Here is a 13,632-nt window from a genome sequence, read left to right as displayed (position 1 = left end):
GTTGGGGTGGATGAAACGGCCGGGACGCCACCCAGTGGGGTGGCGTCCCGGTTTGCGGTGATCAGGCGGCGCGCCGCTCGGCGCGGCGGCGGGCGAGGTAGGCGGCCGGGGCGTCGGCAGGTACGCGTCGGAGTCCGCCGATGGTCAGGGACTCGAGTTCTCCGGTGCGGATGAGGGCATAGCAGGTGGTTCGGCCGATGCGGAGGCAGCGGGCGGCCTCTTCGACGGTCAGGAGAACGGGGGCCGGGTCGCCGGCCTCGGCGAGCGGGACGATGCCCACGGTGGCGACGCTCATGGGAAGCTCCTTTGGGACTCTCCGTCGGGGGCGGCGGTGTCTGTAGCGGGAGTTCGTCTCTGTCCGAGGTGCAGACTTCTGCGTCACCTGCGTCATCTGCGTCATTCGCGGCGCTGACCTGCCGCTTTGCGGTGACGCAGCATGGTGGGGGTGCGTCACCGGTGACGCGGGCCTTCGTCATCGGGTGACGCAGGTGACGCGAGGTGACGCAGGAATCGGCGGTCTGCGTCACCCCTCTTCCGGCAGGTCAGCCGCCGTTTTCCGGGTGCCGGTGACGTAGGTGACGCAGCGTCTCTCTACTTCGGACAAAGAGGGGGTGGTGTTTGTTGTGGTGCGCGGCTCAAGCGCGAAGAAGGAGCCGCTTCGCGGCGCGACCTTCGCAGGGCGGCGCCGCCGCCGAACAGCAAGAGGAGCACGCCGGGGCCGGGTGCTCCTCTTGCTTGTGCGGGCGGTCGTGGTGCCGCGCGGTCAGAAGGCCGCTTCCTGCTCGGACGGAGGCGGCGCGGTGGCCGGCCGCGCGATCTCGATGTACCGGGATGTGTTGGTGCGTCCCCAGTCAATGAGGACGCCTCGGGCCGCGAGGGTGGGCTGAAGGCGCTTGAGGCGGTCTGAGAGCACCTTGCCGGTGGTCGGCCACCCTTTAGGCAGGGGACGGAAGTCCTCGCCCCCGTAGAGGCCGGTGAGGCAGTGCAGCCACTCTGCAGACGTCATTCGCTGCTCGATGCCCGGCTCAACGGTGGCGGCGTGCTTGAGCACGGTCTGCGCCAAGAGGTCGCCCTCGATGACGTCGTCGTTGAGGTCGTCCAGGCTGGCCCGGTAGGCGGCGAGAGCTCCCAGACCGGTGGCCGTGTCGAGCTGCGCGCACAGGTGCGCGAAGTCGGCCATGCGCAGGTCGGTCGGGATGTCCGCCTGCGCCGCACGCACCTGCACGGTCAGGTCCAGGAGCGAGCCGAGGATGACGGGCAGCACCTGGGCGAAGTCGGACCACAGTTCCGCCTCGGTGCGCCGGACGCGGGGGCGTTCGAGGCGGAGCGGCAGGAGTCGTTCGGCGAGGTCGGGCCGGATGATGCCGACGTCGATGCCGGTCAGGAGCAGGGGGCGGCGGTAGCCGATGCGGAAGACGTCCCCGTCGGTGAACAGGGCGCGCTTGACGTTCTCGGCCCCGGTGACGATGCAGCACATCGCGTCGGACAGTTCCGGGGTCATGTGGGAGAGGTTGTCCAGGGCGGTGACCCAGCCGGCCGCCACCGCTGTGATCAGGTTCTCCTCGTCCTTCGGGGCCCGGCGCAGGTCCCCGGTCATGCCCTCGATGATCCGCACGAGCATCCGCCCACCGGTGGACTTGCCCGCGCCCTGCGGTCCGGTAAGGAACGGCGCGGGCACGGGGACGTTCGGACCCAGGCAGCCGATGAGCCAGGCGATGGCCAGGCACTCCGTTTCAGCTGTGGCGAAGTTGCACAGCCGCATCAGCAGGTCGATGCCCTTGCCGTCGGTGTCCTTGACCGGCAATGGCAGCTCCCCCGTGAGCTGGGTGCGACGCCAGCAGACTTCCCGCGGGTCGGGGGTGCGGATGTCCCATCCGGTGGGGTGGATGCGCACGGACTGCCCGTCGGCCCGTCCCAGGTCCAGCCACGTGGCCCCGTCGTATCCGGGGGCGACGCGGATGTGCACGGGCTGCACGTCCTCGGTCAGCGCCAACGCTTCGATCAGGTCGAGTGCCTCCTTCATGGCGGTGCCGTTGAACACGCCGATGCCGTCCTTGAACAGTCCGACCATGAGTTCCTGCCGGTGGCTGCCCGTGGTGCCCTGGGAGCGGATCGGACGGGCCACGGGGTGGCCGTTCTTCTGCGCGTACACGGTGCCGTCGGCGGTGCGGAAGTACCGGAAGTTCGCCTGCGCGTAGTCGGTGATGATCTGGCGGGCGGGGTTCTTGTCGTCGTCGGCCATGGTCACAGTCCCAACGTGGTGCGGGCGTTGGTCCACGCGTCCGTGCAGTGCCGGGCTGTCTCGCCCTTGGCCTGCGCTGCGGTGAACAGGCGGGCGACGTGGGTGTCGGTGAGGCAGCCGCACCGGCCGTGCGTGGACAGCACGGCCAGGAACGTCCGGTACACGGTCGCGTGCACCTCGCTGGACGCTTCGCTGATGCGCTGCTCCGCCATGGCGATGCCACGGCCCAGATAGGCGGGCGTACGGTGCGGGCACTCCCCGCCCTCAGCCCCCGCGGGCACGCCGACGGCCGCTGAGCGGACCGTGGGCGGCTCCTTCAACGCAAGGCCACGGACGGTGTCCAGCAGGTCGGCCATGGTGCCGGTTCCGGGGCCGAGGTAGCGGGCGTAGGCCATGGTCGACTTGATGTCCACGCCGGGGCGGACGCCGTTCACGGAGCGCATGGCGCCCCGGTAGATCCAGTGCTCGCCACGCGTCGTCGGCACGGTCCGCGTGGGAGGCAGGGCGGTACGGGCCCATGCGATGGCGTCCGCGTCGTCCAGGTCGACCACGGTCAGGCCGGCGCCGCCGGGGTGGTAGCCGACGCACACCGCCCGCCGCCACGCCGCCGCCCACAGAGGCGAGACGATGACGGCCGGGTCGGTGGTGGCGGCGGCCCAGGCGTGGCAAACGCCAGGGCACCGGCACGGGCCCGGGGTCTTCATGTTCGGCCGGCCGCCGCACGCGTTGTCCGCACACGCCGTGCAGTTGCCGAACGGGACCTTTCCCCGGCGCAGGGGCAGCACCGGCACGCCGGACGCCGCGAGACTCAGCGCCGTGTGCTGCGGATAGGGCGTGGGTTGCGTCATGCTGGGGTATCTCCAGTTCCTTTGATGGGTTCTGGTTGGCAAGGGCGGCCCCGCGTTCTTGGCGGAAGGTGGGGGCCGCCCTGTGCTGTGCCCCGGTAAATGGGGCGGCAGGTTGTCAGTGGGCGTAGTTAAGGTCGCGGCATGACGACGACCGTTGATCTTGTGCCGGGCATGGTGACGACGCGTGAGGCCATTGCCGCGGCCTACGGGTGTGGGAAGTACCAGGGCATCGAGCCGGCCGACGATGCGGGCAAGGTGTTCGTGTACTCCGACCCGTCCGCGGGTGAGGAGTACGGCTACACCTTCGATGGCCGCGCCGAAGACGACGAGTACGGGCCGCTGTACCTGTACACCGGCGCCGGCACCAAGGGAGATCAGAAGCCGTCCGACCGCAACGGGTCACTGCTGACCGCGGCCGAGAAGAACCGTGAGATCCACCTGTTCGTCGAGAACGGCAAGGTGCCCGGCAGCGGCGCGAAGCAGCAGCGCTACGTCGGCCAGATGGTGGTCGACCTGGTCAAGCCCTACGAGGTGCGGCGCGCACCGGGCAAGGACAAGGTCATGCGGAATGTGCTGGTGTTCCGTTTCCGGCCGGCCCCGGGGACGACGCCGGCATGGACTGAGGAAGATCGCCTGCCGGATGCGCTCAAGACGGACGTGGAGATCACCGAACCGGGACAGGCCGCGGGTACCCCTGCGCCCGTCGTATTGCCGCAGCAGAGCGGAGCCAAGGCTAAGAAGACCGAGCAGCACGGCACCGCCGAAACGATCGCGGACATTCCCGCCGGGCAGCGCAAGGTCCTGCGCCGCGAGGGCGAACTGGTCACCGCGTTCGTGGCCCACCTGTCCACGGCTGGCCACGAGACCCACAGCTTCCAGATCACCATCAAGGGCGAGCCCGGCGCGCTCACCCCCGACCTGTACGACGCGACGGATCACGTGCTGTACGAGGCAAAGGGCCAGACGACCCGCGCCAACGTACGCATGGCGATCGGGCAACTGGCCGACTACCGCCGGCACATCCCCAACAAGGAGGGCCTGCGCGTCGCGGTGCTGCTGCCCAAGGAACCCACCGCAGACGTGCAGGACCTGCTTGCCGAAGAAGACGTTGCGCTGGTCTACCAGACTGACGACGGTTTCGCTGGTTGGCCCATCTAGACGTGACTAGCGGCTGGCCGTGCGCCGGCGGTAGGCACGTTGGCGGCATGCCGGTGAGCAGTACCGCCGGGGCCGGCCCGTGGGTGGTGGCGTGATCGGGGTTCTGCATTCCGGGCATCTCTTGCGCCGGCCCCGCGGGGCGGCGGTTTCGTCACGCGTTTCGTCACTGAGGTTGGGCAGTGGCGGTGCGTTGTGGGTGGTGATCTCCCACAGAGCTCGGGCTACGTGTTCCGTGCCGAGGGTGCGGCGGGGGCGGCTGGGAGCGTTCCAGCCTGGGCGGGCGGGCAGGTCAACGACCTTGCGCCAGCCCGCGGCACGCAGGCTCGCACCGCTTTCACCGTCTTGGGTGTAGGTGATGGCGCGTCGATAGCCTGCACTGCGGGCGGTCCGCCACGCAGCTGCGTACAGGGCGGAGCACGCGTTCGGCGTGCCGTCTGTGGCCACCCGGGTGACCTCGATGGTCAGGCCGTTGTCGAAGTGGCGACTGACGGGACGTCCCACGATGGCGACCCCTACGAGACGCCCGCCATCGGTGTGGACGCCGAGGGAGAACTGATGCCCCTGCGGGGCGTCGTGATGACGGTGGGTCTGTGCGACGTAGGCGCACGCGGCCTTCCACCTCATCGGGAGGATCTGTAACCGCTGCGCGCCGGGCGGGGCACCCACGCCGCTACCCGCGGAAGTGGTTGCGTTTGAACACGGCCTTGCGGATGTTCACCGTGGTCCCGCCGCCCTGGCGGCCGCGCGTGCCGAGGATCTGCACGGCGATCCAGCCGCCGAAGATCACGGCGGCCAGGGTGATCAGTTGGGTGATGAACGCGGTGAGCGCGGCGATGAACGAGGTGAGCAGGAGCAGCCCGCCGCACACCGCGAGGAACCCGACGCCCCCGAGGGCGACGTTCACCGCCGTTCGCGAGACGGCCGGCTTGGACGCAAGCGGTTCGGGCTGGGCGGGGTTGATGGCGTAGCCGGTGACGACGCGCCCGTCCGGCAGGACGATGCTCGCCACCGCCGGAACCGTGCCCGGCTGCACCGCGACGATCGGCGCCGGTGCCACGGCGGCAGGCGGGTACGGGGTGGGCTGGTGGACCTCCAAGGCCCGCTGCGCGGGCACGTGTGGGGTGTGGTCGGGGTACATACGGAATCCCTTCCGGTGCTTGGTGGGGGAGGCAGGGGCACCCCCTTGGGGGTGCCGTGTGGAGGGGGTTTCGAGGGTCTGACCTGCGGGCCTCCCCGCCTCCCCGAAACGGTGTTTTGGCTGATCAGCATGAGGGAGGCGGCCCGGGGAGGGGGTTGGGGAGTTCTCCCCGCCTCCCCGGGCCGGACGGCCGTGCCTCCCCGCTACTCGGCGGCGGAAGCGGAACCCGTCTCGTCGCGGTTGGCGAGGGCCCGCAGGAGGTGATCGCGGTGGACGACCATGACGCCGTGCGACTTCTTCGGCTCCTCGCCGTGCTCCTCCAGCAGGCTCTTGAGCCGGTCGTTGGTCCACTGGTCGCCGTAGACCTTGGGGGCCAGGGCGTGCAGCCGCTTCAACACCTCGTTGGTCCGCAGCCGCGGCGCGTCGCCGATGACGGCGGCGACGTCGGCGAGGGCGTCGCGCTCCTCGGTCTGGTCGACCACGCGCAGGGTGGTGACGCCGTCGCGCACGGCCTTGGCCCGGTCGGCGATCTCGGCGGCTGGCTCGTCGTCGATGAAGTGGGTGCGGACCGTGATGGAAGACTGGCCCGCCGGCATCTCGATGCCGTCGGACGCGACGACGAGAGTGCCCTTGTCCAGCCCTTGGCGCAGCAGGTGCGGGGCGGCGCCGTCGTCCACGGCCTTGTCCCCCAGTGCCATCCGGGACTGTGTCTCGGTGCCCAGGACGAGGGAAGCGCGGGTGTGGGCGCCCTCGCGGACCAGCTTGGGAAGGTTCTGGTCGGTGGGGTCCTGCGTGCCCTGCCACATCAGCACGTCGACCGCACGCCCCTGGTTGTGAATCTTGCGGACGGCCATGAAGTACCTCGAGGTGGCCTTGGCGCCGCCGTAGGGGCGCCCGTCGTCGCCCTTGACCGGGCACATGAACGCCACCTGCGCTTCGTCCACCAGGACGATGAGCGGCGGGAACGTCGCGGCCGGGTCGGTGCGGCGCACCTCGATCCGCCGGTTCATCTCCTCCACCGCGTCCTCGACCATCTCGGTGGCCTGGACGACGTGATCGTCGGACGGGCCCTCGATCAGCACCTCCGCGATCCCGTCGTACATGGACCAGTCGCCCACGCCCTTGAGGTCGGCGATCCAGAACTGCACGGAGCGGTCCAGCGACAGCCACAGGGCGAGCGAGCGCAGGGCGGCGGTCTTGCCCTGGTTGGAGCGGCCGGTGATGAGCAGGTGCCGCTGATACACGCTCAGCTCTGCGGCGTCCCCGCGCAGGTTCCGGCCCCACGGGGCCTTGCCCTTCTTGTAGTCGGCGGTCATCGTCTCGTCCGTGACCAGCGGAGAGGGGCCGATCGGCTCGTCCAGCGCACCCGAGTCGGCGATCCACAGCCGCACCGTCCGCGCCGCCTGCGGGATCGTGATGAACACCTCGTGTTCGTGCCGGGTCAGGTTCTCGGCGAGCTTGCGGCGCTTGTTCTGGACCTCGTTCGTGGCCACCCCAGAGGGAAGGGTCACGTCGACCTCGACGCCGCATCCGGCGATGGTGATCGGTCCGAGCATGGAGGCGCCGGCGTCGCCCATCTCCTTGATGGCCCGCGCAAGGGCGGGCACCCCGAGGTCGCGCAGGGCCTTGACCACGATGGACGGGGTGATCGGCTCACCCTCACCCGAGCGGACGTTGGCCGGGAGTGCCCAGGCAGGGGCGGCGTGCTGCTTGCGGCCGACCGACCACAGGGCCAGCAGGGCGAGGAACGGGCCGATGGTGAGCGCCGGGCCCCACACGATCTGCACGATGCGGATGAGCAGGGCGATGAAGTCGACCGTCGCCGCGAGCGGCGTGATGGCGTCCCCGGCCTGGCCGGTGTTGATGGCCATCACGATCCCGAGGGCGATCAGGACGCCGATGCTCATGCCGGCGCCGACGGCCACGCCCTTGGCCGCGTCGACCGGGGAGTGGAGCAGGTCCATGCGGCGGTGGTGGCGGGCGGCGCGGAAGCGCTGCAACCGCTCCTCCCACTCCTCGGCCGCTTCCAGGTTCCCCGCGGCTTCCGCCGCCCGGATCATCCGCTCGTAGCGCGAGCCGGTACGGCCGTCCCACGCCCGGCGGGCCACGATCCGGCCCCCGTTGAAGGTGTAGAGGCCGTGCCGGGCCGCCGCCCGAACGGTGGCCCGCGTCGTCTCGTGCGTCACGCCGGTCTTGATGGCGCGTCCGGAGCGGACCCACAGCGGCACCGGACGGGCCGGCGGCGCGTCCGGGACCACGGTGAGCACGGTCGGGGCGGTGTCCGGGGTCGGGGGGTCGGTGGGCTTGTGGAGGTGGACGACGTTCTCAGACATGCTGGAAGTTCTCCTGACTGCCCCCAGCGGGGCGGGAGTGAGGGAGAGCCGGGGTGGCCGTGTCCGTGGAAAGAGGCGGCCACCCCGGGCGAGCAACGTGCGGGGGTCAGCGGCGGTGGCTGGCCTTGTGGCCGCGACGTGCGGCCTTGCAGGCCGGGCACTTGCGCTCGGGCCCGTCGCCGACGACCGGGGCGGGGATCACCTGATCGCAGACGGCCCGGGTCACGCCGAACACGAGCGGACCGCAGTCCGGGCAGTGGAAGTGCGAGATCAGGACGGGTGCCTTGCCGGTGCGCGGCATGGTCACCACCATCCCTTCGACTTCTCGGGCACGAGGTAGGGGCAGCCGTTGACCATGTGGTCAACGCACTGCGGGCAGTCCTCGCGCGGCTTGAGCGTGCGGTGGATGCGCCGGTCGTGGGCGTGCTGCCAGCACTGCGGGCACTGGCCGGGCGGTGTCTCCAGCGGCTTGGCCATGGTCACCACCACCCCGACGACTTCTTGGCCGCCTTCGTTCGAGCGGCCTCGGTCGTGAGGCGCTGCCGTTCGGCGTGCAGGGCGGTCAGTTCCGCGTTCAGCCGCAGCTCGGCCGCGTTGCCGGTGACGTCCATGCGCCGCTCTTCACGGCCCGCGCTACGGCCACGGGCGACCTTGTAGCCGCCGACGGCCAGGGCACGGGCCATGGCCCGGCGCTCGCTGCCGGTCAGCGGCCACCACTCACCCCGGCGGACCGCTTCCAACTTCTTCTCGGTCGCCTGGATCGCGCGGGCCAGGCGGCGTATGTCGGCGTTGCGCATGGTCAGACGCTCCTCGGAGAGTCGCAGGGGTTGGGATAGGCGCAGGGCACGCAGGTCCCGAGCGAGGCGGGGATGACGTAGCCCGCATCCGTCCGGCACTGCGGGCAGATACGGCGGGCAGCGTTGGCCTTGGCCAGGGCCGTCCACCGGCCCGGGGTCATCGGCCGGACGGGCTTGGCCAGGTCGACGCGGTAGAGGTAGGCGACCAGCGGTTCCCGGCGGCGGCGCGGCCGTTCGAGCTGCGCGGCCACCTCCTGACCGCCGGGCCGCAAGCCGCGCGCCCTCAGTTGGCGGCGGGTGGCGTAGCCGTCCGGGGCCAGGCGCCACCGGAACACCGGCAGCGCCCCCATCACGAGGCCTCAGCCGCCGTAGCGGCCCGCTCGGCGAGGATCGCGTCCCGCAGCATCCGCGCGTTCGCCGGCGACGTGCGCACCTCCCGGCGGATGCCCTCGGCGGTCACCTTCGCGTCCGGCCAATCGGCCGTCACCGTGCGTGCTTCGGAGAGCAACTGTTCCGGGGTGCGCTTCGGTCGGGTCGGCTTGGCCGCGTCCGGCACGCGGCCGGTGGCGCGGCGCGGCCGGGTCGACTCCGCCGGCACCGCGCGCGGCTCGATCGAGGCGACCGGAGCGGCGTCGACCGGCGGGAGCGGCTTGAGCAGAGGAGTCGACTTGCCCAGGTCGACCGCGACTGGATCGGGCACGGTCAGTCGGGTCAGCGTCACCACCGGGTCCGACGTCGATTCCGGCAGGTCAGCCATAGACCGTTTCATATCGGTCTGGGCAGATTCCTCCGCATTAGCGATCGGTGCGGGATCGAGGGCGAGACCGCCGAACATCGAGGCAAGGGCGGCGTCCGCGCCGGCGGTGACGCGGATGCGCTGCACGTCCAGCAGCCTCGATCCGAGCGCCACGTCCCCGACCCCGACCTTGCGGGCCAGGCGCCACGACTTCCGCTCGGACCACTTCTTGACCCGGTCGCTGGGGTGCTGGGTGGCGCGGACCCGGTGGTAGGCCAGCGCCTGCACCAGGTCAGCGGTGCGGCGTTCGTTCTCCGCGTCCCGGCCGTCGGTGTGCACCACGATCCGCCGGGCCAGGAACGCCATGCCCTCAGCCGAGACGGACATGCCCATCGGGGTCAGCGCGTAGATCACGGTGCGACCCGGATCAGGTGCGGCCATCGCCCCCATCACGGCGGCGGCGGCCGGCAACGCCCACAGCCCGAGCCGGACGATGCGCGGGGAGGACTGGCCCAGCATGGTCAGCCCGAGCAGGACCAGGGCGAGCACGGCCGTGGCGCCCTCACCCGCGGCGAGCGCCCCGAGCGCGGTGCCCTTGCCGTAGGCGTGACCGATGTTGCTGTACGTGCCAATCCCGCCGAACACGCCCGTGGCCAGCATCGGCACGAACGCGGCGGCCAACACGCCGATCTGTACGCGGGTCAGCTTCGCGCCGGTCATCGGGCACCCCCGGCGGTGAGCAGGGCAGCGACGATGAACAGGGCGCCGCCGGCCATGGTGAGGTCGACCGCGCGGCGCAGGCAGGTGAACTTGGCGACCGCAAGCCGGGACAGCCCGGCGATATCGGCGGCCAGATCGGAGGTGACGGCGGCGCCGATCTGTTCAGCGGTCAGGGTGGCCCACAGGGGGAAGCCGTGCCGGCCGCCCAGGTTCGGGCGCACCGACCGCAGCAGCAGACCGGCCGCACCGACCAGCAGCGCCAGCCCGAGAGCTCCCGCGACGATGGCCGGCACGGTCAGCGGCAGATCGCGGGCGACCGACCACGTGCCAGCGAGCACCGCGCCAACGAACGCCAGCAGCAGCGCCGTCTTCGTGTCCGTCCGCGCGATCTCCGCCTTCACCTCGGCGTGCGCGGCGGTCAGGTTCCGGTCGGTGACACTCATGCGGCACCCCCGGGAAGGCTCGCACCGGCGGTGGAGTTGAGCAGGGCAACGCGGGCGGCGAGGGCGCGGCGGCGGGCCCGGCGGATGCGGCGGGCGTCCAGCTCGGTCGGCGTGCGGTCCAGCGTGACGATGTGCGCGTCCAGCAGGTCGACGTCCGCCAGGATGACGGGCATCTCCTGCTCGATCGCGTCCAGCTCCGCGTTCGTCGGCTCCATGAAGTCGGCGAACGCGGTAACAGCGTCCTGAACAGTGACGATGTGGTCCATGGGTCGTGGTTCCTTCCAGCGAGGAACGGCCCGAACGCGGCTCCCGGGTGGCACCCCGGGAGCCGCTTGCCGTTGGAGTCGGTTCCGGCTCCCCTCAGCGCTGCTCGTACGAGACGAGCAGCGGAGGCAACCGGCCGCCGCGACCAGCACGGCGGAAGGCTGAGAATCGCGGCGCGGCAGATGCCGCGCGAAGGTTCTGCGGATGTCAGATCACGCAATGCCAGTCACCGCCCGACGGGGCGGATCCGGGCAGGTCACCCGGCCCAACATGGGCGGTCGGGGTGGTGACCCGCACCCATCGACCGCACGTGTTCATGCGGCTGGGTCGGCACTCTGTTGAGTTCTTCGCAGTGCGAAATCCGGGCCAAGCCATCCGGACACTGCAAGAGGAACATGTAGTACGTGTTCCTCATCATGCAGAGAGAGGTTCGCCCCGTCAAGCCCATCGACTCTGTGGAGTTCGGCGAGCCCCTCGCCGCGCCGTACCTACAGAGTGGCGCCGGATACGACGACGCTCGACTCCGCACCTGTACGACTTGGGTAGTTCTTGGCTAGCGTGAAGTCGTACCAAGTCGTCCCGGGGAAGCGGAGGTTGGCGTGGCGAACGAGCGACTGCGAGGGGCAATCGTTGACCTGGGCCTGACCCTCGACGAGGTTGCCGAAAGGCTTGGGGTTGCCGCGAAGACGGTCGAACGCTGGATCAATGACCCTGAGCGCAAGCCATACCGGCGTTTCCAGTACGCGACTGCCTCACTACTGAAGTGCGAGGTGTCGTACCTGTGGCCCGACGAACGCACCTCGGCTGAGGTCACGGCGTCCGGCAACGCGGAGTTAGTCAGGCTGTATCCACATCGGTCAGTCGTGACACCATCGCTGTGGACAAGCCTCTACTCCAGGGCAACACGCCAGTTTGATGTGTTGGTGTACTCCGGGTTCTGGCTCACAGAAGACGCGGTTTTCCATCGCATTGTGAAGGAGAAGTCTGCCGACGGCGTGCCCATCCGCTTCATGTTGGGAGAGCCCACGTCAGCGGCCGTAGCCGTGCGCGGAGATGACGAGGGAATCGGCACCGCGATGGCGGGCAAGATCCGAAACGCCCTCATCAACTACGGCCCTCTCTTCGGCCTACCTGGCGTTGAGTTCCGGCTGCACGGGACCACCCTGTACAACTCCCTCTACCGAGCCGATGACGAGTTGCTGGCGAACGGCCATCTCTACGGAGTAGGTGCCTACATGGCCCCTGTGCTGCACCTGCGGCGGGTGCCCGGCGGCGAACTCTTCGACGCCTACGCTGAGAGCATTGAGAGGGTCTGGGAAACCGCCCGACCGATCTCCTCGCCCGCCGACTGGGAAGGCATGCAGTAATGAGCCGTATCGACTACTTCCGCGACCCGAACGCGCCGGCGGCCAACTCGGTGGTGCCCTCAGTCACAGCGGTTGTTCGAGACGACGCGGGAAGGCTTCTACTCATCCACAAGACCGACAACAACCTGTGGGCCCTGCCCGGCGGAGGCCACGACATCGGCGAGCGCATCGGTGACACCGTCGTTCGAGAGGTCGCGGAAGAGACGGGGATCCAGGTAGCGGTTGACAGCATCGTTGGTCTCTACACCGACCCCGAGCACGTGTTGGCGTACGACGACGGAGAGGTCCGCCAGCAGTTCTCCATCTGTTTCCGCGCCCACCCTGTCGGCGGCTCCCTGCGTACGAGCAGCGAATCGAAAGAGGTCCGCTGGGTCAACCCAGCGGACCTTGACCGACTGGACATCCATCCGTCGATGATGCTGCGCATTCAGCACGGCCTGGATGAATCGCGACGACAACCCTACGTCGGCTGACTGCCGGCGGTCACCTGCGCAGCACGCTCCTCGACGCGGCCCGCGGCTGCATGAATCTCGGGGGCGGCACGCTGGATGAATCGGCCCACGATCGTTTCCTGGCCGTATCGCTTCACGATCTCATCCAGCCGTTCGGCCGGCGTAGTCCGCGTCCCGTCCGGCGTCGTCGTCATGTCGCAGTAGATCAGCGCGTCAACAAGGTCCGAGCGCTCAAGCTGGAACTCATTCTCAAGTTCCTTCCTCAGCCCGCGCTCCTCGGCCTCCAGAAGGGCACACGAGTGATGCGCGACCAGACGCACGACACGTTCGTCCGCCCGCTCCTGGTCTCGGAGGAACCTCGCACCGTCCAGCGGATGAAATCCGGTGGTGGCGATGGCCGGCGAGTACCCAACGTCATGCAGCACGGCAGCGGCTTCCAAGAGCTCCGCGTCATCGCCCAGGATGGGGCTCAGGGAGCGAGCGCACTTGGCCACCCCGAGCGAGTGTGCCCAGCGACGCGGCAACGGTTCGGACAGCATCGCTTCGGATAGCGAGTACGCCCACTCAGTCAGTCCCATACCGGCCAAGACTACGGCCGCTTGGTCGTAGTCGGGAGGGCGCGCACCGTGCGCCCCTTGCCGTGAACTGTGGTCAACAAGCCGTTCCCCTCCATCTGCGCCAGAACGCGCCGCACAGCGGTCCGCGATGCGCCGAACCGCTCACACAGCTTGGCCTCTGACGGATATGCGTCGCCTACGGACAGAGACTCTTCCGCGATCACATCAGTCATGCGTTCGGCGAGGGACCGCCGGTCGCCGCCCCGTGCAGGGCGCCACCCGATCCCGGGCGCGGACTCGACAACGCCGTCAGCTTCGAGAACCTTGAGGGCGCGGCGGATCGTGTTGCGGCCGACCCTGTGCAAGCGCATCATCTCGGCTTCCGACGGGAGGGCACTAGCGCCCTCCCCTTCCTGAATCTCGGCTCGCAGAGCCTCTGCGATGACCAGGTAGGTTCCGCGCGGACTGGCCTGCGGCACGTGGCCTCCCCTTCGACATCGGCGGCACCCCGGCGGGCGCCCAACAGATTCAAGTTTTCCACGTCTTGCGCAGCGGTCATCGCTCCCGCTGACACTCG

The 13,632-nt window shown here is 69.8% G+C and carries 18 protein-coding genes; 3 read left to right on the top strand and 15 right to left on the bottom strand.

What is annotated here, in order from left to right:
* Positions 1 to 61: 61 nt before the first annotated feature.
* The 3 genes from ACZ6IM_RS00490 to ACZ6IM_RS00480 form a co-directional block, all read right to left on the bottom strand.
* Positions 62 to 295 (bottom strand): helix-turn-helix domain-containing protein, encoded by a 234-nt coding sequence (locus tag ACZ6IM_RS00490; RefSeq protein ID WP_469553505.1) that lies wholly within the window; start codon positions 293 to 295, stop codon positions 62 to 64.
* A 468-nt stretch (positions 296 to 763) separates the two neighbouring features.
* A complete protein-coding gene (locus ACZ6IM_RS00485) occupies positions 764 to 2,242 on the bottom strand; it encodes an ATP-binding protein (RefSeq protein ID WP_469553504.1) in 1,479 nt (492 codons plus the stop codon).
* A 2-nt stretch (positions 2,243 to 2,244) separates the two neighbouring features.
* A complete protein-coding gene (locus ACZ6IM_RS00480; RefSeq protein WP_469553501.1) occupies positions 2,245 to 3,090 on the bottom strand; it encodes a bifunctional DNA primase/polymerase in 846 nt (281 codons plus the stop codon).
* Positions 3,091 to 3,231: 141 nt separating this feature from the next.
* On the opposite strand from ACZ6IM_RS00480, the gene ACZ6IM_RS00475 reads away from it, so the two are divergent.
* Positions 3,232 to 4,248: an SRA domain-containing endonuclease gene (locus ACZ6IM_RS00475; protein ID WP_469553498.1), complete on the top strand. Its 1,017-nt coding sequence runs from the start codon at positions 3,232 to 3,234 to the stop codon at positions 4,246 to 4,248.
* A 6-nt stretch (positions 4,249 to 4,254) separates the two neighbouring features.
* Here the strand turns inward: ACZ6IM_RS00475 and ACZ6IM_RS00470 are convergent, their stop codons facing one another.
* The 10 genes from ACZ6IM_RS00470 to ACZ6IM_RS00425 form a co-directional block, all read right to left on the bottom strand.
* A complete protein-coding gene (locus tag ACZ6IM_RS00470) occupies positions 4,255 to 4,872 on the bottom strand; it encodes an XF1762 family protein (RefSeq protein ID WP_469553495.1) in 618 nt (205 codons plus the stop codon).
* Positions 4,873 to 4,918: 46 nt separating this feature from the next.
* Positions 4,919 to 5,386: a hypothetical protein gene (locus ACZ6IM_RS00465; protein ID WP_469553493.1), complete on the bottom strand. Its 468-nt coding sequence runs from the start codon at positions 5,384 to 5,386 to the stop codon at positions 4,919 to 4,921.
* 203 nt (positions 5,387 to 5,589) lie between these two features.
* Positions 5,590 to 7,719 carry an FtsK/SpoIIIE domain-containing protein gene (locus ACZ6IM_RS00460; protein ID WP_469553490.1) on the bottom strand — a complete coding sequence of 710 codons (2,130 nt, stop codon included), beginning with the start codon at positions 7,717 to 7,719 and terminating at the stop codon, positions 5,590 to 5,592.
* A gap of 106 nt (positions 7,720 to 7,825) precedes the next feature.
* A complete protein-coding gene (locus tag ACZ6IM_RS00455) occupies positions 7,826 to 8,032 on the bottom strand; it encodes a hypothetical protein (protein ID WP_469553488.1) in 207 nt (68 codons plus the stop codon).
* Entirely contained in the window at positions 8,023 to 8,196 is a 174-nt protein-coding gene (locus ACZ6IM_RS00450; RefSeq protein WP_469553486.1) for a pRL2-8, read from the bottom strand. The genes ACZ6IM_RS00455 and ACZ6IM_RS00450 overlap by 10 nt, the downstream gene beginning before the upstream one ends.
* Positions 8,197 to 8,198: 2 nt before the next feature.
* A complete protein-coding gene (locus ACZ6IM_RS00445; RefSeq protein ID WP_469553484.1) occupies positions 8,199 to 8,516 on the bottom strand; it encodes a hypothetical protein in 318 nt (105 codons plus the stop codon).
* A 2-nt stretch (positions 8,517 to 8,518) separates the two neighbouring features.
* Entirely contained in the window at positions 8,519 to 8,866 is a 348-nt protein-coding gene (locus ACZ6IM_RS00440; protein ID WP_469553483.1) for an RRQRL motif-containing zinc-binding protein, read from the bottom strand.
* Positions 8,866 to 9,972, bottom strand: coding sequence for a conjugal transfer protein (locus ACZ6IM_RS00435; RefSeq protein WP_469553482.1), 1,107 nt, complete (start codon positions 9,970 to 9,972; stop codon positions 8,866 to 8,868). Before ACZ6IM_RS00435 ends, ACZ6IM_RS00440 begins: the two co-directional genes overlap by 1 nt.
* Positions 9,969 to 10,415, bottom strand: a complete 447-nt coding sequence (locus tag ACZ6IM_RS00430; RefSeq protein WP_469553481.1) for a Pycsar system effector family protein — start codon at positions 10,413 to 10,415, stop codon at positions 9,969 to 9,971. Before ACZ6IM_RS00430 ends, ACZ6IM_RS00435 begins: the two co-directional genes overlap by 4 nt.
* Positions 10,412 to 10,681, bottom strand: coding sequence for a DUF6284 family protein (locus ACZ6IM_RS00425; protein WP_469553479.1), 270 nt, complete (start codon positions 10,679 to 10,681; stop codon positions 10,412 to 10,414). The genes ACZ6IM_RS00430 and ACZ6IM_RS00425 overlap by 4 nt, the downstream gene beginning before the upstream one ends.
* Positions 10,682 to 11,278: 597 nt before the next feature.
* On the opposite strand from ACZ6IM_RS00425, the gene ACZ6IM_RS00420 reads away from it, so the two are divergent.
* Both ACZ6IM_RS00420 and ACZ6IM_RS00415 read left to right on the top strand, forming a co-directional pair.
* Positions 11,279 to 12,046, top strand: a complete 768-nt coding sequence (locus ACZ6IM_RS00420) for a helix-turn-helix domain-containing protein (RefSeq protein ID WP_469553477.1) — start codon at positions 11,279 to 11,281, stop codon at positions 12,044 to 12,046.
* Positions 12,046 to 12,519: an NUDIX domain-containing protein gene (locus ACZ6IM_RS00415; protein ID WP_469553475.1), complete on the top strand. Its 474-nt coding sequence runs from the start codon at positions 12,046 to 12,048 to the stop codon at positions 12,517 to 12,519. Before ACZ6IM_RS00420 ends, ACZ6IM_RS00415 begins: the two co-directional genes overlap by 1 nt.
* On the opposite strand, the gene ACZ6IM_RS00410 is transcribed toward ACZ6IM_RS00415, so the two are convergent.
* Together ACZ6IM_RS00410 and ACZ6IM_RS00405 are read right to left on the bottom strand one after the other, a co-directional pair.
* Positions 12,507 to 13,076: an HD domain-containing protein gene (locus tag ACZ6IM_RS00410; RefSeq protein ID WP_469553472.1), complete on the bottom strand. Its 570-nt coding sequence runs from the start codon at positions 13,074 to 13,076 to the stop codon at positions 12,507 to 12,509. The genes ACZ6IM_RS00415 and ACZ6IM_RS00410 overlap by 13 nt on opposite strands.
* Positions 13,077 to 13,087: 11 nt before the next feature.
* Complete coding sequence (locus ACZ6IM_RS00405) at positions 13,088 to 13,534, bottom strand: winged helix-turn-helix domain-containing protein (protein WP_469553469.1); 447 nt, start codon at positions 13,532 to 13,534, stop codon at positions 13,088 to 13,090.
* Positions 13,535 to 13,632 lie beyond the last annotated feature (98 nt).

This window comes from Streptomyces sp. NPDC042336 (genome assembly GCF_055581985.1).
Note: the sequence above shows the minus strand (reverse complement) of the source record. Positions and strands in the feature narration are given on the sequence as shown.